General features: G+C 43.8%; 18 protein-coding genes. 9 read left to right on the top strand and 9 right to left on the bottom strand.

Features of this window, described 5'->3' with window-relative positions; all coding sequences use genetic code 11:
• The first annotated feature begins 1,248 nt into the window (after positions 1-1,248).
• Positions 1,249-1,377, top strand: coding sequence for a hypothetical protein (locus PPRES148_RS12980; RefSeq protein WP_281289945.1), 129 nt, complete (start codon positions 1,249-1,251; stop codon positions 1,375-1,377).
• Positions 1,378-1,958: 581 nt separating this feature from the next.
• Here PPRES148_RS12980 and PPRES148_RS07000 read toward each other — a convergent pair.
• Entirely contained in the window at positions 1,959-2,333 is a 375-nt protein-coding gene (locus PPRES148_RS07000; RefSeq protein WP_187820785.1) for a hypothetical protein, read from the bottom strand.
• A 327-nt stretch (positions 2,334-2,660) separates the two neighbouring features.
• Between PPRES148_RS07000 and PPRES148_RS11620 the strand changes: the two genes are divergently transcribed.
• Positions 2,661-2,810, top strand: a complete 150-nt coding sequence (locus PPRES148_RS11620) for a hypothetical protein (protein WP_187820252.1) — start codon at positions 2,661-2,663, stop codon at positions 2,808-2,810.
• Here the strand turns inward: PPRES148_RS11620 and PPRES148_RS06995 are convergent.
• From PPRES148_RS06995 to PPRES148_RS06970, 6 genes are all read right to left on the bottom strand, one after another.
• Positions 2,807-4,882 carry an IS256 family transposase gene (locus PPRES148_RS06995; protein WP_149453187.1) on the bottom strand — a complete coding sequence of 692 codons (2,076 nt, stop codon included), beginning with the start codon at positions 4,880-4,882 and terminating at the stop codon, positions 2,807-2,809. The two genes, PPRES148_RS11620 and PPRES148_RS06995, sit on opposite strands and share 4 nt — an antisense overlap.
• 852 nt (positions 4,883-5,734) lie before the next feature.
• Positions 5,735-6,256, bottom strand: a complete 522-nt coding sequence (locus PPRES148_RS06990; RefSeq protein WP_149453188.1) for a hypothetical protein — start codon at positions 6,254-6,256, stop codon at positions 5,735-5,737.
• Between the two features lie 689 nt (positions 6,257-6,945).
• Entirely contained in the window at positions 6,946-7,965 is a 1,020-nt protein-coding gene (locus PPRES148_RS06985) for a single stranded DNA-binding domain-containing protein (protein ID WP_149453189.1), read from the bottom strand.
• A gap of 515 nt (positions 7,966-8,480) precedes the next feature.
• Positions 8,481-8,834 carry a transposase gene (locus tag PPRES148_RS13335; RefSeq protein WP_149454211.1) on the bottom strand — a complete coding sequence of 118 codons (354 nt, stop codon included), beginning with the start codon at positions 8,832-8,834 and terminating at the stop codon, positions 8,481-8,483.
• A gap of 285 nt (positions 8,835-9,119) precedes the next feature.
• Complete coding sequence (locus PPRES148_RS06975) at positions 9,120-10,688, bottom strand: transposase (RefSeq protein ID WP_149453190.1); 1,569 nt, start codon at positions 10,686-10,688, stop codon at positions 9,120-9,122.
• A gap of 582 nt (positions 10,689-11,270) precedes the next feature.
• Positions 11,271-11,627, bottom strand: coding sequence for a transposase (locus PPRES148_RS06970; protein WP_149453191.1), 357 nt, complete (start codon positions 11,625-11,627; stop codon positions 11,271-11,273).
• 249 nt (positions 11,628-11,876) lie between these two features.
• Here PPRES148_RS06970 and PPRES148_RS06965 point away from each other — a divergent pair, with 249 nt between their 5' ends.
• Positions 11,877-12,074, top strand: coding sequence for a hypothetical protein (locus PPRES148_RS06965; protein WP_149452698.1), 198 nt, complete (start codon positions 11,877-11,879; stop codon positions 12,072-12,074).
• Here PPRES148_RS06965 and PPRES148_RS06960 read toward each other — a convergent pair.
• Positions 12,071-14,146, bottom strand: a complete 2,076-nt coding sequence (locus tag PPRES148_RS06960; RefSeq protein WP_149453823.1) for an IS256 family transposase — start codon at positions 14,144-14,146, stop codon at positions 12,071-12,073. The two genes, PPRES148_RS06965 and PPRES148_RS06960, sit on opposite strands and share 4 nt — an antisense overlap.
• A 1,313-nt stretch (positions 14,147-15,459) precedes the next feature.
• Positions 15,460-16,815, bottom strand: a complete 1,356-nt coding sequence (locus PPRES148_RS06955) for a glycosyltransferase (protein WP_187820784.1) — start codon at positions 16,813-16,815, stop codon at positions 15,460-15,462.
• Positions 16,816-16,990: 175 nt separating this feature from the next.
• Between PPRES148_RS06955 and PPRES148_RS06950 the strand changes: the two genes are divergently transcribed.
• The 6 genes from PPRES148_RS06950 (at position 16,991) to PPRES148_RS06940 (ending at position 22,377) form a co-directional block, all read left to right on the top strand.
• On the top strand, positions 16,991-17,779 hold the full coding sequence (locus PPRES148_RS06950; protein ID WP_149453821.1) for a DUF4397 domain-containing protein: 789 nt from the start codon (positions 16,991-16,993) through the stop codon (positions 17,777-17,779).
• Between the two features lie 414 nt (positions 17,780-18,193).
• The gene (locus PPRES148_RS06945) at positions 18,194-19,570 is read left to right on the top strand and encodes a helix-turn-helix domain-containing protein (RefSeq protein ID WP_149453820.1); all 1,377 of its coding nucleotides are present in this window, start codon (positions 18,194-18,196) and stop codon (positions 19,568-19,570) included.
• Positions 19,571-20,039: 469 nt separating this feature from the next.
• Positions 20,040-20,168 (top strand): hypothetical protein, encoded by a 129-nt coding sequence (locus PPRES148_RS12975; RefSeq protein ID WP_281289944.1) that lies wholly within the window; start codon positions 20,040-20,042, stop codon positions 20,166-20,168.
• 505 nt (positions 20,169-20,673) lie between these two features.
• Positions 20,674-20,808: a hypothetical protein gene (locus PPRES148_RS12970; RefSeq protein WP_281289943.1), complete on the top strand. Its 135-nt coding sequence runs from the start codon at positions 20,674-20,676 to the stop codon at positions 20,806-20,808.
• 152 nt (positions 20,809-20,960) lie between these two features.
• Entirely contained in the window at positions 20,961-21,137 is a 177-nt protein-coding gene (locus PPRES148_RS11610; RefSeq protein ID WP_187820783.1) for a hypothetical protein, read from the top strand.
• A gap of 289 nt (positions 21,138-21,426) precedes the next feature.
• Positions 21,427-22,377: a 4-hydroxy-3-methylbut-2-enyl diphosphate reductase gene (locus PPRES148_RS06940; RefSeq protein WP_149453819.1), complete on the top strand. Its 951-nt coding sequence runs from the start codon at positions 21,427-21,429 to the stop codon at positions 22,375-22,377.
• Positions 22,378-22,401: the final 24 nt, after the last annotated feature.

Here is a 22,401-nt window from a genome sequence, read left to right as displayed (position 1 = left end):
AGTCTATGATGATATACACCTTTGCTCCTGTGTGATATGGAGGCTACCTTGTGATAAGCATGAGGATAACGATTACACAATCTGCCCTTCCACCGCTTACCCAGTTTTAAGAACCTGTCTAACCAGTACAACACCTTGAATAATGCAGTCTTTGCCCATATGTATCTTTTTGATAAATAAAAAAGCCCCACAATGAGAAACGGCGTCCCGGGGCCTGGTACAAAAGGCAACATAAAGAATAAGCCAATTGCAACATATAAGATACCCCGAAGAACGAAACCAGTTGACACCGTAAAAATCTTCTTTATCAGCACTGTTAGCATTGCTAATAGAATGATATATTCCCCCTCCAGCCATCTGAATAAGGCCGGGAATTTTCCCGAGAATGGGTGACAACTTATATGTAATAACCCTTATTTTTCTGTTACCAACTCCGATAGCAGGGTAACACTTTAAATCTCTCCGGATTCTGTCTTCGGAGTATCAGACGTAAATGAAGGAAAATTTTAACATCCACAACACGGATTCCTTACTTTAAAACAGGGTAGGATGTTGGAATCATCTGCATAATTTTCATAACCACATAGGTAAGAGCCTGCTTAATCCATCACCCATGACTGAGTGTGTCTAAAGGTGGGGGAAGGTGCTATTTGGGTTATGGTAAGAGATAATGGAAAAGCTATCGATCCTTTCTATATATTTTTCCTTATCCATACAAAAAACATTAAGGAGACTAGAGGACAGACGGCTTCCCAACATTAACTTATGAAACAGAGGAAATAGAAGAAAGATAAACTTCCCTGCAGAGTCGTATATTATTCACGGTAAGTCCAAATCATCCTTCCGATGTGGAATTATGTGTCAAGAAGTCGTTCAGGAGATGAAGGTTGCTCGGCCTTGATAGGTAGCAGGTTACAAACCGCCTAGTGCTGCTGGGGTAAAGAGCAAAGGTGGTGAGCCGTTCTGGGAAAAGGCAGGGCGAAAGAATCCTGTCAGGTATGAATCATGGAGATTAGTAAAGCAAACCATTGGAGAAAAGCATCTAAAGTCACAGTCGATGTCGAAACAAGGGACCTATCCTTGGAATGAAGTCATAGAGGGTGAACCATCTACTGTCCTGGCGGCATCCGGTGCACAGATGGAATGAACCTGATTTAGGCCCTTATAGGGAACCACGAAAGACTGTCGCACGGACACCTGGCTAAGGCCAGGTGTAAAAAAAGGGCTAAGGGTTACCGAGGAGCTTCCGTGAACAGAGTCGGATCAACTCATAGTAGTGAAGAAACCCTTGTCAATGAGGGCGGAGCGAAGGGGTTGAATGGTCCGCCTGGACCAGCCGACGTACAATTCCGAAGCAAGGAGATGATCGTGGGTTAGACCTGATGGGTCTAACTGGATGCACAATCTGCGATAAGGAGATGATCGCAAGTTGGACCGAGCAACATGGGATCGAAACCCGGATAGAACACAGCAGAGGAAGGTACGAAGAACGTGACACCAGACTGGTGTTCTAAGTGGGAAAAATCCTATGGGATCATAAGAGCTATATAATGCGAGAGTAGTACGTGTGGTTCTGTGAGAGGGTTGGCTGAGATGCCAGCCCTACTCGACATTTATGGGATGGTTTATTTATGATACGACGGTCCTTAATAATATTTTTTTAAGGGAACAAATTCCCAACTGGGAAGGGTAGACTCAGTAACCAATCAAACTTCTTGGGACCATAACAGTACTTTCTTAAGCATTATACGCTGGGGTAAAAGTCAAAAGCAAGGTGAGGCAGGAGACCGTGAAAATTTTTGTAGGGTGATACCCCAACAGCATTCATTGAAATCAAGAAATTCCAGAAACACGATATGGGGCAACGTTTGGGGGGCAATCTCGAGAGGACATCGGGGAATCTGGTACGGTGGTAAGCCGGATACCACCAGGACGTATCAAACCATTGTAGCCTTTTTCTATAACAAAAGCTGATTATGCCGTATCCATAATAGCCCATTGCAACATTCAATAGTTTGTTTTGCCAACGAGGCAAGGATGTTCCCCAATTCTTGGCAATCTCCTTTCCATCCCTTTATACATATCTCCATAAGACTCCGACAGTTTTTCTCGACACGCCCTATTCTAAACTCAAAACATTTTTCCTTATCAGAAATTTCTTCATCAAGGATTAGATCCCCTTCCTTGAATGGGAAAATAAGGGGGGATTTTTCCATCCTCAGTCCAGCTATGTGGGCTGCTCTCTCTTGTTCCTCTGTGCTGCGAAATCCACCTTTCCAATCAGCCCAGCGGCTTATGAGCCTATTCATACTCTCAATCCTATTAGTATTCAATAAAACCCTAATAATTTCTGGATTACTAAAAAACTTGACAACATTCGTATGTGATTCTATATTTACACATAAGTATTCTATAGCGTCTTTCATTTCGGGACCGTGCAATTTCTTGTGGGGAATGCCCTATCTATGAATCTAGTCTCACCTTTTCGTAAAGCAATTGAGTAACATAATAACATTTTGTTATGACACTGTTCCTGTTTTGGTATCCCAGGGGTATTTATCTTATATTTATAAGGTGTTTCCTTTAATCACTAATTTATTGTAAATTCAGAAAATAATGGGCTGGACAGGCCGTTGTGAGATTTAGGGGTATAATGGATATTGAGATGGGCGGCGGATACCCAGTCTGATGCTGGAAGGAAGGAATATGGTACCTCCGTTCCGTGGAAGAACTCGTCGGATGGAGGGAGTTTCCCGGGGAAAAACCGTCGTGGCGCCTTAGACGGATTTTCCCCAAAAGGTGCTAGCTAGAAATCAAGGGTATGGACATCGTCCATACAACCCCGCCCTTGTTCCGTGCATAAGAGGGGATGAAAGTCATAAGCCGTGGTGGGGAGAGGTTCTCCGTTCGAAATTTCGGACTCGTAGTCAGCAGGGATCGAAAGAAGATCCTCGACAGGCAATGGGTTGGGGTTTTCTTTTTGTTTCCCCACCCAATAGAAAGCGGTAAGCATCAATTCCTTCATCGCTACCTCAAGACTAACGAATCCACCTTTTTTGCTATTCGTTCTCTCACGAAACAGAGCATTCAGCGATTCCGTGTAGTTCGTGGATAGTATATAGGGCAGAAGTATGGGGTTTTGGGTTATGGATGCCGCTTGCAAACTCAAGGAGATTTTTTTAGGACTGAGCCTTTCCCATGCTTCGCATGTCGCCTTATTTCCAAACCGATACTTCCCTGCACACTCGGACCACCGTTCTAGTGCCTGTCCCATATCCCCAGACCGTAAGACGTAAGAAGCGTCCTTAGCCATTTCCTTCTTCATACTTTTAGGAGCTGCATTCATGATGTTACGAATCGCGTGAACGTAACATCGTTGGTGAACCGTATGGTGAGGAAAATGCTTGCGTACAACTAAGGGAAAAGCCCTATGCCCATCTGTGGTAACGATACGTATATCGTTGACATTCAGGCCCCGTTCCTTTAGTTTCCCTATATGCTGATCATAGGATTCCACATTCTCATCAGGCGAGGGGGTGATCCCTATTATATCCCGCCTCCCCTCCGCCGTGATACCCGTGCTGACTGCGATCGCCTTCGAAACATAACGACCCTCCTCCCGAATGGGAACAAAGAGGGTATCCATACCTATGGCTGTATATACTGTCGTGCTCAGATCCCTTTCGAAATATTGTATAGCATCGTTGTAATAAGGTTGCAACCACTGCGAAAGCGTTTCCGGGGGCGTCCGAAGGTTGAATCCTTCCTCCAATAGTTTACTAATTTTTCGCAAGGAGAGGCCCGGAAGATAAAGACGATAAACGAAATCTTTGAGGGTATTCTTTGCACTCTGATAACGTGGTAACGAGTACGGTGAAAATCCCCATCTTGTCCTAGGAACCTCTAGATCTAGTTCCCCAAACAGTGTGCTATATCCGCGATGATAGACCCCATTCCCCTCATCCTGGGGATATTTCAGACAATGGAGGGTTCGATCTACACGCATGCGTAAGTTACATAGGTCCTCGACAACGGGTTTCCAATTCTTTGGGTCGGTTAGAGGGTCTATCTCTGGGATCCATGCGTTTTTTAACAATCCAATCAGCGCCCGCATCAAAATACTACCACCGTCGTGATGGAACATAAGGCTAGTAACGCCATTCAGGGGAAAGGAATCCTTCGTTTTTTCCTTGTGATTCGATGGGCAACACAATAATAGCAGTTTCTCAATCAGATGCCTAGATTCCTCCCACTCCTTGGGACCCCATGAGGTAATTCCCTCCTTGAGATCATCGAAAAAACGTTGAGCACGTAAGAATCGATCCCGAGTTTTTGGATCGTGCAATTGATGATATCCATCCCCTTCGGATCGTGCATTCCCCGGACCTTTATCTTTTCCGTCACGCAAAGTTATGGATGGAGAATCCTCGATCAGTGGGTTGTGTTCCGTTTCTTGGGGGGCAGGGGAAGGATTCGTACTATGTAATTTCCCAATCTCACCGGCTACCGCAGACCATTTTGTGTCCTTATTCCCTGCTGCCATTGCCGTTGCCTTGTTGGCTAGGGCCAGCTTCTCGTTTGCCATTGCCATTGTCTCGTTGGCTAGGGCCAGCTTCTCGTTTGCCATTGCCATTGTCTCGTTGGCTAGGGCCAGCTTTTCGTTTGCCATTGCCACTATGGTCCTATCGGTTAGAATCAGTTTCTCATCTATTAAGACATTATGGCTATGACAGAAGGGACACGTACTTTTCAGTGTTTTTCCACAATACGGGGAGTCAATGGACCGGTCGCCTATCTTCATCGAATTTCTAGCTATCCATGACTCTTCTTTTTGGATATTGATTTTTCCTGATAATGTTGTATTATGGGTGTGGATGCTCATGTTTTCCCTCCTCTGAGTTTATTGTTTGTTGATGATCAATATTCTATCAGAGATAGGGGGCATGAGTCATCCCCTTTTTACATAATAACGCTTCATTCTTTTTCACTGCAGATCGTGCGATCGTGCCCTATTTGTTGATCAGATCGCTTTGTCCATGGTAATGGTAATGGAACCTTGTTCCATCTTATCCGTAATGTTGACAACATTACGGATTTTTTGTTGTTTTTGTACGTACCATAAACAGGATGGATCTTACTACAACACAATGTTCGTCTTCCGCGCAAGGACCTAGTAAAAATTTTATAAAAATTCATATGAAATAAGATAAATACCCATGGGATACCAAAACAGGAACAGTGTCATAACAAAATGTTATTATGTTACTCAATTGCTTTACGAAAAGGTGAGACTAGATTCATAGATAGGGCATTCCCCACAAGAAATTGCACGGTCCCGGCCTGAAAGGTATAGAGAAAGATAGATACAAGGGTTCGGGTTGGATTCCCAATTAACATTTTTAAACAAATAAAACCCTTCTCCTTACTGGAGCGGGTTTTTTGACGTACGGAGGTTCCGTACAGAAAGATCTGACCGTCCCCGATCTTCTCATAGTACTTATGGTCACACCAGCAACCACAATAATGTCTAAACCATTCATCAATTACGACTTATTTTGACATTGAGGGCAAAATGATTGAGGCGATCAGATTTACATAAATAGGAATATAAGAATACATAAATTTTTTTATGAAATACATAAATAACCATCAAATCCCAATTTTAGGTTATTCTGGCTATCCCATTCACCGGGAAAATCATCATAACTGGATCTATCCTCAGGCCCATAGACCCCTAATAATTAATTATAGAAATAATAAATGTAATTATTATAATACAAAAAAATGATATTATAAAAAACTTATATTTGTGAAACCAAGCTTCTGATTTTTTTCGCAAATCAGTAACAAGGTACATTCTTCCGAAATCGTCATAAAATATAGAGGTAATGGATAATTCGCTGCTCCCTTCCCTATTAGCAAAGGATTTCAGGAGAAAGGGTCGCTTACCAAGCAAAAAATGGGCAAAAGTAGGGAATATCCTAAATGAATATACCGCCGCGATTATTACCAAAAATCCATTATAAGATATATAATACCAATGAATATATAAGTATATAGGTATTACATATAGAGATAAGAAGGCTATACTCATCCCAGTAAAGGAACGAATATCCACCTCCTCCTTAATTTCCCCGGCGCACCAATGACGTTCGCGAAGAATCTGCCAATGCAAACTTCCCCACCAACCCACAATTCCTAGGGTTAATGCGGTGAAGGATTTTTGCTCCCATGCGGAAAAAGCCATAGTAATCAAAAACCAAACAAATCCCACCCATGAAACAACATGCCATTGTAGCCTAGTTACACCCCTTTCCTGCGCTATCTCTAAGCATTTTAACCGGTGGGTACGTATCAAATCAATTCTCTTATACACATACAACAAATAACTCCGAACGACACCCCATAACGGTAATACATGTGTTGTAATCATAAAAATGAATAATAGGAAGCTCCAATCCAAAGCACCAAAGTGTGGGGAAAAGGAAGATAAAAGGGATCCAAATTGCACACCATAGAGGCTAATGTGTAGAAGCATTAGCATATGGAACAAAAAAGCCAAAAATCCGAATCGTAATACAACATTCCACGCGTGTGAGGAACTTTTTCCCCTAGAAGGGGGGTTAGAGAAACCCTGTTGCACGCAGCCTTCACACCCCTTTTGGATAAAATTCACTTATTTTTCTCATCCATATGTTTTAGGGGATCCGTTGTGTTAATCGTTTTTGCATAGTTTTTCTGAGATCCCCATTACCCAAATGGAGCGGAACTATTGTCTATCCACAAGGAATTTTCATCAGATAGGACTTCTCCCCGTCCAAAAACCTGTGCAATTTGTATTTGTGCAACGCACCCATGGGGAATTCCCACCATACAACACTATAAGGGTAGACTAATGCAGAACCACCGACACATATCCGCTGGTTAAATTGATGTCCCCCTTAATTACCTAGAAAAACCGAATGCCTCACACCCATGCTCACATAAATGTGCCGGTACCAAGTAACATATCACCGCGTGTATTACAACGCATGCGGCAGAACAAACAGCTGCCGGTACCACGAAGGCAAACGTGTTCCAACAAAACCTTACACAACGGGGCACAACCTTGAGAATCCATTTGTAACCTGCTGCACCACATGCCCAACCTAATAACCATCCACATATACCGCTACAGGAATAGGGATTCCTCTTCACACGGGTTCTATCTGCCCCTCCCTCCTGAAAATCAGCCATATTGCCGCCATAACCCCCAGAAACTATAGACTGATCCTGTTCAGCAGACTCAAAACTCCCATCTTCTCTAAATAAGTAGAGCTTTTTCCTACCATTTTCCTGTGAAATTTCAGCCAAAACAGTAAATGGTTGTTCCTCCTCAGAATCCACTGATGGGTCTGAATTTGAATCAATTTCCCGGCGATGACGACTTTCCCCATAAACTCCCCCAACAGACGGCAGCTTAACAATGTCCCCTACTTTGACCCCCTCCTTATGTAGGTCGTAAGATAAAACTTGTATAGATAAACCGCCCCACGCCTTTTCTATCGATTCTTTCACATTATCCGGGGCATCTTCCTTAACTTTCATCTGTACACCATGGGCCACTTTTTCACTTACCCGCAAATCTTCATCTACAAGACTCGCCAATTCCATCATTTGGGCATGCAGATTACCAACAATCATACTGGTTGACGAATCAATTTTGTTCATTTCCAACCACGAGACCACCTCCTCAGTTGCTTTCTCAGCCTCTAAACAAGGTGACTCCACCGAAGTTTTATCATCATCAGCAGCGGGGCGCCCTGGTATTTTCTGCGCGTTTCTATCATTACCAGCCTTAACTCCATCTGACCCAAGAACCCCACCTTCGGTCCCGTAAACAGAATTGGAGAGTGTAAACATCAAAACGCAAACGGAACATAAAGGGCTAACAATATACCTCCAGGATTTAAAAATCCAGTACAATAGCCATCGCACCTCCCCTTTTCTTGTTATTCGCCTATAAGGGTTACCAGACTTACCTAAAACTTCCCCGGCTATGGGCCCCCCTAGCTGAAAATATAGCATACTGAATATAATTTTCGCAATAATTGGCCGATTTCAGGCGCGCCGAAGGCAGCATCCGAACGGGTGTGTGTGTCAGGAAGTCGATCAAGAGATGAAGGTTGCTCGGCCCTTCGTAACCGGCTGATAGGTAGCGGGTTACAAACCGCGGCTCTTGGCCAAACTTCGGACCCGGAATATCCTTGGGCGGTTTTTTTCTACTCTGAATTTTAAGGATGAATTAGGTGGGGCCCATTCTTCTCCATAATTAGTTTGTTTATTCAGTTTATTGTACACGAGCCCATGCCGAAGAGCATCTGTCTCTATTAATTTATAAAATAAATAGAAACAAAAGTATGTGCTTTTTTCTATTATGTATACAAAATTATTTAATGAATTTTTATTTTATTTTATGCTTATTAAACACTATATTAATCTTATGAAACATTCCGGCAATTTACCCCCTGATCGTTTTCCAGGTGGCTATTGCGACATACGATAGCAAGGTTCTCATAGTTCCTCCAAATCCTAACCCCAAAACGTTGGCGAAAGTCAAGCTTGGTGGCACAGTTCTTTCCCTCTATAAGGGCATTGGTAACCTTGTCTCCTCGATGGTAATTTGCAATGGACTGTTTCCCCCTCTGTAGGCTCTCTGCACCTTTTCTAATGTTCTTGTGGTCGTGCTGTAATCCTACCCCGATGAGAGCGTGCAGATTATTGTAAGCCTTGGTGCTACCGCGAAAAAAGGTATCAAACTTATTAAAATATTTTTGTAGATTAAATGATGTTATCTGGAAATGTTTATATTGTTAATGGATATAAAAACAGTCTGTTTGGGTATTTCCAGCGTAAGTTCTTTGGGGTGGAAAGGTACCCCTTTCTGGGGGATTGCACCTGAAAATTTCGTGCGATCGGTTATTTTTTTTGAACCACCGAAATCACCGTGGAATCATAGGAACCGGTTCCTATCTCGCCCCTTTTGCGCACACTAAAGAAACCGACATAAAGTCGAATTTTATTTTTTATTTAAATATTATTATATATTAAACCCTATGTAGTTATGGGTGATCTTATCCTTATCTTCCTGATCTTCTTTTGAAGATAACGAACGGCCTGGGATAAATTATAAGCAGATCCTTCTCTTTGTACCCCGGTTGCTCCATTTTGTCTCGTTGTTCCGCCGTTGAATAGGACTGATCTGTGGTGCGCAGAACCCTTTCCCCCCTCTTCAGAGGTTTGGCTGCACATTGCTCGGCAAATTTACATCCCCCGCAGGTCCCCTCATGGAAGCGGGCCACTATCTTACCCTTGCCCTTCTCTCCGGGTTGGTACGTGGATGAGTCGGGGGTCTTGCCACCAGGACACCGATGGATCTTTCCATCCTTTCCCCTCTTGAACCCGCTTACCCTTTTTTTACTGGGATTTTCCTTTCTTCCCAACATATCGGTTGGGTGTATATCGATAGTACGTTCTTTAGCCGCCTCCCTTACCTCATGGCAGTTGTACCCTCCGTCGAAATACAAGGTCTTGTTGTCCTCTGGTGCATGGTTGGATATATAGTCAACTCCAAAATCCTTATCGGAATGAAGTGCCCCTTGGGTATTCACATGGGTGAGTATACTCAATCTCTTCACCTCATCACGAGCCTCGACAAGGTTACAAACATACCCTCTACACAATTGCTTACCCTTGATACGACACTGGGCGTCTGGATCAAAGGGGCTTTGCAGACTGCCTGATGGCGAGGTGGAACGCACCATGAGTCTCTTTTGCCCTTCCTGTTCAACTCCCTCTGTCTGCTCTCCTATCACCCTTTGCAACAGTATATGGACTGGGGCGGATTGAAACTCCTTGTACTGGTTCCCAAAGTGTTTGAGGGCTAGGCAAATCTCTAGCAGTGTTGCCCTCCGTTTCATCTTGTCCGTTGGGTGATCCGCTGGTAGAAGGAGGAGGGACCTATAAGAATGGGCCTGGGCTTCGTTCACATCGGCCATCCCGCAATCTGGTTGCAAGAAGATCTCCCATTCGGAAGGAAGAGGTAGGGCAAGTTTGGCCATCGTACGAACCGAAATCCTAATCACCAAGAAAATCAACATATTGCGGCTCAGTTTCCTGATACAGCTATCGATAAGGGTTGAATCCATCCGATAAATACTGGGATCCATGCCCACGATCCCCATCAAAAATTGGGTGAAGTCGGAGTAGAACTGTTCCTTCACATTATAGCCTTCGGTTTCCTCATAGACATTGAGGCGATTTCGACTCTCATATAGTGTTCTTTCACCCATAAGTGGTCTACCTTCTTTACCACCCAATGCCTCAAAAAGAGGGCCTTCGCGTGGAATTTGAATGATCAGCATACGGTCGCTACACCGTAAAAACTCCTTGATTATGTCGAAAATCAATGGTGTGAGTATATGTATGCATGGCCTCCCAATGGTATTGTGGTAACCACTGTATCTCTTCCTATATAAGGATGCATATTCGGTGAAGAACAGGCCAAGGAGGATGAAAACAAATTCTATATCAGAAGGTTGATTCGTATCCACCATGGATAATAGACGATTCTGCAAGTAAGTTTCCCTTTGTTCTATTTCCTCTGTTTCGTAGTCATTGGGTATTGTGTTACAACGTTGGGAAGCCATCTGTCCTCTAGTCTCCTTGTATTTTTTTATTTTGATAAGGAAGATTATACAACAAGGATAGATGGCTTTTCCATATCTCTTACCATGTTTTTTAACTAACAAGATTTAATTACCATGGTTTGATACATAATAATCTAAATAAACTGTTTATTATGAAATATCGTGCTGATCTATTCCCCGGCGATACATTGAATGAAGGAGCAAGTACTATCAAACAAACTTACTATATTTATTAAATTTTATTATAAGTCGGGGAGGGAACCAAATTTTGGAAACCAATGCTCTGGGCGGTACTTGTCGGATCGTTCCTTTCTGCGGTAGCACCCAAACTAAAAAAAGAATATTCTTACATTTATTTTCAGGAAAACCAAACTACCCTGAGTATGGGTATGACTTCCATTTTTTTACATAGTTGCCATTTACAGTAATTTTTTATGTTTTATCATAATTTTTAAATTATTGTGTAATTTTAACTTTTATTATGTATGTCAATGGTTATAATTCATTACGATGATATGATTTCCGAAGGATGGGGAACCCAAGAAAGTCAACCAGGGGGAGATTACAACCGAAAAAGGGATATCACCCAATCCGATTCTGGGGGCAGAGATTCTGCTTTTTTACAAGGTCCTCCAGAATATTGATTCTGAGCTGATCCTCCTCCTTTTGTTTCTTCAACTGTTTCCTTAGCTGGTAGATCTGTTCCCTTAATTCGAGAACGGTTTTATGAGAAACATCCTGTTCACTCAGGGACACCTTCTTTGCATCATTCTCAGTTCTTTCCCAGAGATCCCCCTTCACCCCGTACTGCTTCACCCAACTCCTGACCGTTCTGGGGATGAGTCCGTGTTTATGGGCAATCTCGGACACGTTACCGTTATGTAAAGCTTCTCTAACTATTTTATTCTTTAATTCCATGTTATAGCTATTTTTCTTCATTTTCCCCCCATCCTTTCCGGGACCGTGCAGTTTCTTGTGGGGAATGCCCTATCTATGAATCTAGTCTCACCTTTTCGTAAAGCAATTGAGTAACATAATAACATTTTGTTATGACACTGTTCCTGTTTTGGTATCCCAGGGGTATTTATCTTATATTTATAAGGTGTTTCCTTTAATCACTAATTTATTGTAAATTCAGAAAATAATGGGCTGGACAGACCGTTGCGAGATTTAGGGGTATAATGGATATTGAGATGGGCGGCGGATACCCAGTCTGATGCTGGAAGAATTGTACCACATAGGTTACCCCCAGAACTAGGCGGTGGGATTCTTGAGAAGGAATATGGTACCTCCGTTCCGTGGAAGAACTCGTCGGATGGAGGGAGTTTCCCGGGGAAAAACCGTCGTGGCGCCTTAGACGGATTTTCCCCGAAAGGTGCTAGCTAGAAATCAAGGGTATGGACATCGTCCATACAACCCTGCCCTTGTTCCGTGTATAAGAGGGGATGAAAGTCATAAGCCGTGGTGGGGAGAGGTTCTCCGTTCGAAATTTCGGACTCGTAGTCAGCAGGGATCGAAAGAAGATCCTCGACAGGCAATGGGTTGGGGTTTTCTTTTTGTTTCCCCACCCAATAGAAAGCGGTAAGCATCAATTCCTTCATCGCTACCTCAAGACCAACGAATCCACCTTTTTTGCTATTCGTTCTCTCACGAAACAAAGCATTCAGCGATTCCGTGTAGTTCGTGGACAGTATATAGGGCAGAAGTATGGGGTTTTGGGTTATGGATGCCGCTTGTAAGCTCAGGGAGATTTTTTTAGGACTGAGCCTTTCCCATGCTTCGCACGTCGCCTTATTTCCAAACCGATACTTCCCTGCACACTCAGACCACCGTTCTAGTGCCTGTCTCATATCCCCAGACCGTAAGACGTAAGAAGCGTCCTTAGCCATTTCCTTCTTCATACTTTTAGGAGCTGCATTCATGATGTTACGAATCGCGTGAACGTAACATCGTTGGTGAACCGTATGGTGAGGAAAATGCTTGCGTACAACTAAGGGAAAAGCCCTATGCCCATCTGTGGTAACGATACGTATATCGTTGACATTCAGGCCCCGTTCCTTTAGTTTCCCTATATGCTGATCATAGGATTCAACATTCTCATCAGGCGAGGGGGTGATCCCTATTATATCCCGCCTCCCCTCCGCCGTGATACCCGTGCTGACTGCGATCGCCTTCGAAACATAACGACCCTCCTCCCGAATGGGAACAAAGAGGGTATCCATACCTATGGCTGTATATACTGTCGTGCTCAGATCCCTTTCGAAATATTGTATAGCATCGTTGTAATAAGGTTGCAACCACTGCGAAAGCGTTTCCGGGGGCGTCCGAAGGTTGAATCCTTCCTCCAATAGTTTACTAATTTTTCGCAAGGAGAGGCCCGGAAGATAAAGACGATAAACGAAATCTTTGAGGGTATTCTTTGCACTCTGATAACGTGGTAACGAGTACGGTGAAAATTCCCATCTTGTCCTAGGAACCTCTAGATCTAGTTCCCCAAACAGTGTGCTATATCCGCGATGATAGACCCCATTCCCCTCATCCTGGGGATATTTCAGACAATGGAGGGTTCGATCTACACGCATGCGTAAGTTACATAGGTCCTCGACAACGGGTTTCCAATTCTTTGGGTCGGTTAGAGGGTCTATCTCTGGGATCCATGCGTTTTTTAACAATCCAATCAGCGCCCGCACCAAAATACTACCACCGTCGTGATGGAACATGAGGCTAGTAATATCGTCCAGGGGAAGGGAATCCTTCGTCTTTTCCTTGTGGTTCGATGGACAACACAATAATAGCAGTTTCTCAATCAGATGCCTAGATTCCTCCCACTCCTTGGGACCCCATGAGGTAATTCCCTCCTTGAGATCATCGAAAAAACGTTGAGCACGTAAGAATCGATCCCGAGTTTTTGGATCGTGCAATTGATGATATCCATCCCCTTCGGATCGTGCATTCCCCGGACCTTTATCTTTTCCGTCACGCAAAGTTATGGATGGAGAATCCTCGATCAGTGGGTTGTGTTCCGTTTCTTGGGGGGCAGGGGAAGGATTCGTACTATGTAATTTCCCAATCTCACCGGCTACCGCAGACCATTTTGTGTCCTTATTCCCTGCTTCCATTGCCGTTGCCTTGTTGGCTAGGGCCAGCTTCTCGTTTGCCATTGCCATTGTCTCGTTGGCTAGGGCCAGCTTCTCGTTTGCCATTGCCATTGTCTCGTTGGCTAGGGCCAGCTTCTCGTTTGCTATTGCCATTATGGTCCTATCGGTTAGAATCAGTTTCTCATCTATTAAGACATTATGGCTATGACAGAAGGGACACGTACTTTTCAGTGTTTTTCCACAATACGGGGAGTCAATGGATCGGTCGCCTATCTTCATCGAATTTCTAGCTATCCATGACTCTTCTTTTTGGATATTGATTTTTCCTGATAATGTTGTATTATGGGTGTGGATGCTCATGTTTTCCCTCCTCTGAGTTTATTGTTTGTTGATGATCAATATTCTATCAGAGGTAGGGGGCATGAGTCATCCCCTTTTTACATAATAACGCTTCATTCTTTTTCACTGCAGATCGTGCGATCGTGCCCTATTTGTTGATCAGATCGCTTTGTCCATGGTAATGGTAATGGAACCTTGTTCCATCTTATCCGTAATGTTGTCAACATTACGGATTTTTTGTTGTTTTTGTACGTACCATAAACAGGATGGATCTTACTACAACACAATGTTCGTCTTCCGCGCAAGGACCTAGTAAAAATTTTATAAAAATTCATATGAAATAAGATAAATACTCCTGGGATACCAAAACAGGAACAGTGTCATAACAAAATGTTATTATGTCACTCAATTGCTTTACGAAAAGGTGAGACTAGATTCATAGATAGGGCATTCCCCACAAGAAACTGCACGGTCCCATCCTTCACAATATGCATGATGATCAATGGGGTTGGGTGAGATAGAAAAGTGAAATACAAGATAAGAGTGGGGAAATGTAGGTTGTATTCCAAATTTGGTGTCGGGGCCCCGTGGGGACCCTTCTTTGTCCTCCCTGCGTCGTCTGATGACCCATCTCTGAATCTATTTTTTATTAATTTTTTTAATATAATATATAATAAAATATAAATTGATCCCACTTTACCCTATAGATCCATTTTCTCTATTTATATAATAATATTTTATTAATAAATATATAAACCATGACCTCTTAGACGATGTAGGAAATGGGTACTAGGGAAGTTTTACTATATAATTTAAAAATATTTATAAATTTTTTATTATGATTACCATTTACAGTATTTTTTTACTTTTATTATAATTTTTTATAATTTTTAAATTATATGTAATTTTAACTTTTGTTATGTATGTCAATGGTTATAATTCACCACGATTATACCGATTTCCGGAGGATGGGGAACCCAAGAAAATCAACCAGGGGGGGATTACAACCGAAAGAGCGATATCACTGTAAATGTTCGCCTGGAGGGATGAAAAGTAGTGCTAAAAACCCCCTTAGGGGAATGTATACACCCTTTTCGTATGCCGGCCTGATTCATCATAAACAAATAGAGCCCCCCTTTAGGTCTTCCTGACCTTGTAAACCGTTAAGGTATGGGGACTCTTGGGTTCATCTTGGAATGTAGTGGATAGTGTTTACATTTAGGCAGACGTTGAATACAGGATCCCATTACAAAATATTCTCTCTATTGAACAATGGTCCAATCCCCAGACGGGTTATGGGTTTTGGAACTTGGGTTGCCATTGATATTCCCCTTCTATTTCCCCCTTTTTTCGTGTGATATTTTTTTTTCTTGTTTCCCCCGAGGGATGTTATGAATTGTGCTTAGGACAGGTAGGGCATCCAGTAGTTCTATTATTTCCTTTTCTGTTGTGTGGGATTGAATAATTTTCCTCCATATTTCTTTTGCATGTGCGTCCCATAGGAGATTTTCTTTCTTCAAGAAATTCGGCAATTTTTTCAAACTATCTCTTTTATAAAAAATATTGATGATTCCCCGTATAGCCTGTGGTAGTTTTCCTTGCGTTCGCTGGAGGGCTTCCCCATGATAGGACAAAGCCTCCTCGTATTCGCCCAATTTCTCATACAATTCACCGATCGCTAGGCAGGTGAGATAGGATCCAATCCCCTGAATGGTTACGTACCGGCTTGGAGGGGGGGGGCCGATTTGGAGTGCTTTTTTGAATGTGGCGAGGGCAGTCCTTATTTCCCCCTTCTTTATGAGATAGTTGGCCTTGATATGATATATATCGGTGAAATCTGGGAACAACCGGAGGGTTTCTTCCGTTTGTTCTATGAGTTCGTTCTCTTTTCCTAGTGCCTCCAAGCAAACCAACTCATACTTCCGAAGGTGAGTGTAGCAGAGAGATTCGTTTGGGTGTTGGAGTTCCATGGATTTTTGGAAGGTTACTAGGGCTTCCGCAAATTCACGGTTTCGGAAAAATTCTACCCCTAGGTTATACCAGTGAAAAGCATTATGGGGTTCTTCCTGTAAGGATATCTGGATTAGTTTCTTATTCCGCTCAATTTTTGCTTTATCGTTGATTCGGGAGTATAAGTATCCCCGGTGATGGATCTTGACGTCTATTTCTCCTATTACTACCTCAGGATTTCCTGTTGTGATGCTGGGTAGAATTTGTTCGTGTACACGTCCGACGAAGCGATATTGAGGTCGATTTTTTACCATTCGTAGCGAGGAATTGATCAGTATATGTTCTGTTTCTTTCTCCTCTTCATCAACCGAATTCAGATAATTGAGAATTTTAAGATATATACCTTCTAGGTTTTTGTGTGTTTGCAAACCCCTATCCATTTTTTTCCGCAATTCCGTGTGGGCTGCTTTGTCCAGTATCTCATCGGCATCTAGCCACATAATCCAGTCACTGGTGGCATTTTCTTTCGCAAGATTTCTGGCTCGCGAGAAATCGTTACGCCAGGGATCGTGGAAGACATTGGCACCGTAGGAACGCGAAATTGCTATCGTATCGTCCGTGGAACCTGTGTCGATTACAACGATTTCATCGACAACAGATTGGGCACTTTCCAAACATTCGGCTATGATGGATGCTTCATCCTTGACAATCATGCAGAGGGCGAGTGTCGTCCTGTGCACCGTGATCCCCCTTTTCATGATGAAAATAATCTCTATTAGGGTATGATGATAGCATTCAATTAGTTCCTTTATAGGGTCTCATGGGCAAAATCAATCGTGGGGCGCATAGCTATAACTGTTAGGAGGCTTTCGACACCCACGGGAAATTCCCCAATCCCCCAGGGTGTTGCAGTTAATGCCTGGAAAGGAGCCAACGGAGATGTGGAGGCATGATTATGAGAAGGCCCTCCGATATAAGTTACTGGCCGATTATCATCAACATAAACAGCAGATCGAGGTAGCCGATTCCCACCATCAACGGTATCTGAAACACATGGAGAGAATGGTCAATTGGTCTCAATATGCGAAAAATTCAGTCCACAGGCAATCCCTTGGAAGGGTTCGGTTTCTACATGCGGCAACCCGTTGGGCACATAGGGGATTTGATTTGGTGGTTGATGATAAAGGGTCGTTTTCCTCGGTGCCTTTTGGGAAGCCCATACGCCTTGCTACGTTGTCTGTACGACCCCAACCGCATAATTTTATCTTATTTTTTGCAAAGGATAGAAAAAGGCCCCTATTACAAGCAAATTGGGTTGTACTGGAAAACAGCAAGCAGGTTGTTGTGGTTCGGGATCCGTTGCTTCATCAACATAGTAAGCCAGTTTGGCAGTGGATGAAAGAGGGGGCAGAGCCAATAATTGGACACTTGAAACTTCGATTTGCCCATTTCTCTCCCAATGCACCTGTTTTGCGAATCATTATCCAAACCGAACAACGTTGGGCTATCAATGTGAATCCCGGTCAGGTTACACCCTATGCACTCCTACCCGCTGGGCCGGCCCAACTTACTATGGAGGAACCCTCTACAGGGAAGGTATTGTACAGTCTGCCCCGCGTTCATCTGCGGTCCGATAAGGTAGTCACGAGTTTTATCCTGGGGAGAGTAAGTGGCTATCCAGCGTTGCGCGCCGTGTTTGCTTGAGGATTTTATTGAATAGCGCAAAATCACCCCTGGGATGGGGTGATTTTTTTATAAAATAAATAAAAAAAATAATATTATAAAGATCTTTTCAAATGAAAAAAATAATTATATAATTGATTACGTAGACTACAATTTGGCGGATGGGTTTGCCATCCTTTTTTCACCGTTGTGATATGTCATTATTTTAAATTAGAACATTATAACTTTGTCGGGGGTCGTAAGGAAAGTTCAACGTGTGCATTTCCTATGATATACCAATTATCTCACTCCGAGGATAAGGAGTAAAAAGGGGGGTAGGAGGTAAAAGGAAATGATGCGCCGGAATTTATTATGAAACCTCCCAAGTATAAATGAAAAAATTTAAAATAAAAAAATTATAACTATATAATTAAATATAGAAGGGGATGTAGCAAAATGAATGTTCTTGAAATCAATGAAATTGGGAAATTCATTAGGAAAAAGCGGAAGGAAAGAAGCTTACGATTGGAGGATTTGTCCGACGAACAAATTTCAACAGCCACGATCAGTAATATTGAACGCGGTATTCCGCATGTGAATCAGGAAAAAGTCACATATTTAATGAAGAAGATGGGCATTAAGATGAGTGATATCCCACAATTACTGGAGCAGGACACGGAAAACATGGAGAGTGTTCAGTTGCGGATCATTGCGATGGAAACAATGATTTCCACGGGTAATATCAGTCAAGCTCAGGCGGCTCTATCGAGATACTATGATGGCGGTTTTCTCCCTTGTGAAGCTGTTGTACACTTGTTGAGGGGTTGTTGTTATGTTTTTATGAAGGAATTTAGGAAGGCAGAGCGGGAGTTTGGTGAATCCATCCGATTGTCTTCCCAAGACCCCTTATCAGGTAAGATCAACTTAGAGGCAATGTGTTACAACTATTTAGCACGTTGCCATGAGCAGCAGGAGGATTGGAATGCTGCCCTCTCCTATGTAGAGCGGGGGTTGCAGGTTTTCAAAAAGGGGGACAATCAGTACGATCAAATTATCCACGAATTGAAATTGGGCAAGGTTCTTTATTTGAAACAATTGGGTCGCATGGATGAGTCGTTTCGTGTTTTGGATGAACTATGGTGTAACATGAGTTCCATTCAAAATCAAGAATTGGTATTGCATATGCATGCCATGCGTTCGGAGCTTTTCAGTACTTTGAAACTATTCAATGATGCTATCCGTTGCGCGCGTGAAGGCATACAGTTGGCCATTCGTGGGGGTCATTCGGAGGAAACTTTCCGTCTTTGGACAATCCTCGGCAAGACTTATTTAGGGATGAATCGTTTGGGGGATGCAGAGACATGTTTTGAATTCGCCCGTGACTTCTCTGATCGTATTTTGGAGAGCGAACAGGTGGTGAGGATTCATATCGATTTGGGGGATCTTTATATTTTGCAGGGTAAGTGGGATTCCGCCCGCTCATCTCTTAAAATTTCCTTAGAGCTATCGAGGAAATTTGGTGATTCCAGATCAGCCCACCATGCGTTGTTATCCATGGGTCGATTGATGGAACAGATGAAGCGTACGTCTGATGCTATTCAATATTTCCGCGATTCTGTGGAGGTGGCCAGAAAGGCAGAACTCTACGATTGTCTTGCCAAGAGTTACTACGAACTCACGAACTGTTTTGAGAAATTGGAACTGAGTGAGGATTATCGGCAAGCCGTGGAACAGATGTACCTGGCCCAGAAGAGGTATAAAGAGGGGGCTTCTGGTGCATCGTTGGAGCACCAGAAGCGGGAAAAAAAGTTGGGGGATAGCTCCTGGTTGTAGGGGATTTTTTTCTAATCTTCGATGGGAGAATCATCCTAGTAGGGGAGCGCCAGATGCCGGGATTGTGGATAGTCCATGGACTATGTGGGTACGTGTGTATCTGGCGTTTTTCCCGATTGTTCTCCCACTCATCAATTTTATACATGAATGTACTGTCACCATGGTAGGTATACAATGATGGGTGCTGGTGCGAAAACAGAACCACCCCCCGATCTATATTTACTTATACGGTTTTATTTTAAAAATTTTGTTTATATCTATTAGAGCGTGAAAAATGATGTGGTTAGTAATGGTGACGGTTGTTGTTATCATGATCTGCATGGACACCATGATGGGGATTAGCTACTTTCTCTTCCTTCCTCGGCGTATGAATAGGAACTAAGGAATGGGATCATGTTGGATGATGATGATTCGGGGTATTCCTTAGAGGGGCGGCACCCACATCTTTTTTTGTGTGGGTAGGAGGGCCATGGACAGCAATCGCATTGGTGACGTGGCACACATTTCATACAGTGCCGGGCAAATTGTGCCAACGCGTGTCTTTCATGTTTTTGTTGGTATTTTAGTGTGTGTTTTTCTCTTTTTTGATGGCATTTAAGCATATGTTTCTCATGTTTTTGGTGGCATTTCAACGCATTTTTTTCATGTTTTTGATGATGACATAGCTGGTGGTAGGCAAACCGAATAGAGTGGGGATTACAGGATAGGCAGGGTAGAAAATTGAGATGACAGTGATGTTTTTGATTCGTATTATTGTAGCGGGTAGATAGCATGGAATCTGATCTCCTAATTTTTTAGTACGGAAAGGACCGAGGGGGATACGGTGTTAGTAGTTTCGTTTTTTTTTTTTCATATTTTACTATTTTCATTTTGTATAGGGATTTTTTCTAAGGGGCGGGCGCTGGAATTTCGCAGTTGTGTGGTATATGGGACTATATGGGTACGCATGTCCGGCGCCCTCCGTTCTTTGTTCGCCTATCATTACATACGTATGATGTATAATGGCCCAATTTGCATGAACCCAACCTGCAAAGCAATGAGCTAGCTACTCTCTATTCCACTGGTAGCATGTTGGTAAGAGCTCGAGGATGGAATACGGTGGGATGATGATCCGTACCCTACGTGTCCCCCTTTGGGGTTGCGGTATCGTTTATCACACTGGCATGGTGGTGGGTAGCTATAGGGTTGGGGTTCGTACGGTGGGCAGCATTGGGTGCGTTTCATGCAATAACGAATAAAACACTTCAGCATGCGTTTTTCATGTTTGTGTTGTTGGCATAGTTGATGATAGGCGTGTTGGAGTAGGCAGGGATCACATGTCAAGCAGGGTAGTAAACTAGGCCGATGGTGTTTGTGGTGGCATTTATGATGATGGTGGGAGATAGAAGGCATGGAACCGTGGATGCTGCAGAGTGGCATGCATGGTGGTGGGCACGGCGGCGGACATGGTGGTGGGCACGGCGGCGGACATGGTGGTGGGCATGGCGGTGGACATGGTGGTGGGCAGCAGCATGGTGGTGGGCATGGCGGCGGACATGGCGGTGGACATGGTGGTGGGCAACAGTAGGGAGGGTGGTAGGGTTGTAGAGGCGCAGGTTCGGGTCGTTGGGGTAGCATAGCAGGGGGTTTGTATCCGCCGCCTTCTTCGCCTGCTGTATTGATTTCGGGATGTTTTTCCATTTTTGCTTCACTTCCTTTGCATTGGATCACGGGGTATACTATGGTTGTTTGCCCTATTCGGTGCATTCATTTTGCCTTCATCCGAATGGGAACAGTCCCGTGGAAATGAACGGAAGGAAGTTGAAGTCGTATCGTAATAGGCAGAGGTAGTTGAAGGGGAGAGGGGTGCGAATAGTATGGAGATGGTACCCATTGTACCGCGTGGTTACTGCTATGGTGTTGTAGATGCCCTGGTTCTCGTTCAAAGAGTGGCTCAGGATCCCACTGTGCCGCGGCCCATTTATGTTCTGGGGATGATTGTGCACAATCGACATGTAGTGGAGTCCCTGGCGAGTTTGGGTGTGCAGACCCTGGATGGTCCCAATCGATCAGAACTTTTAGATTCCATTGGGGTGGGTACGGTGATTTTTACCGCTCATGGTGTTGCACCGGACGTACGGCATCGTGCAATTGCCAAGGGTCTACATGTTGTGGATGCGACTTGTCCCGATGTAACGCGTACCCATGATTTGATTCGTGAAAAGGTTGCGAATGGATATACAGTTCTCTATATAGGTAGGGGGGGGCATCCTGAGCCTGAGGGTGCCATGGGGGTAGTCCCCCCTGAGCGGGTATATCTGGTGGAGAGGGAGGAGGATGTTGAGGGGCTTGTTTTACCCGAAGGGCCCATCCTGGTAACGAATCAGACGACAATGAGTCAATGGGATACACAGAAACTAGTCGATAGTATCCTGGAGCGATATCCAGAAGCCGAAGTTCATAATGAAATCTGCTTGGCCACCCAACAGAGGCAGGAGGCGGTGGCCCAACAGGCTGTGGGTTTGGATTTGGTACTTGTAGTGGGGGATGAGCGTAGTAATAATGCGAACCGTTTGGTACAGGTGGCTAGGGAGTGTGCTGGGGTAGATGCTTATCGTGTGGCGGATCTTCATGAGATTGATATAAAGTGGTTGCTTCCTTGCCAGCGTGTGGGTGTTACAGCGGGGGCGTCTACACCGACCTCCTTAACCCGTGAGGTGATGGCTTTTGTAAGCCAATTTTCGGCTCAGGACCCAACTACCTGGGAGGCGAAGATTGCGGAAGGGGATCGTCGTCTCCTGCCGCGTATTCGCCCCCTGACATCTTAATCCTGGGGTGGGTCCACAGAGTGG

It is taken from the genome of Pasteuria penetrans (genome assembly GCF_900538055.1).
In the GTDB taxonomy this organism is placed as follows: Bacteria; Bacillota; Bacilli; order Thermoactinomycetales; family Thermoactinomycetaceae; genus Pasteuria; species Pasteuria penetrans.
Note: the sequence above shows the minus strand (reverse complement) of the source record. Positions and strands in the feature narration are given on the sequence as shown.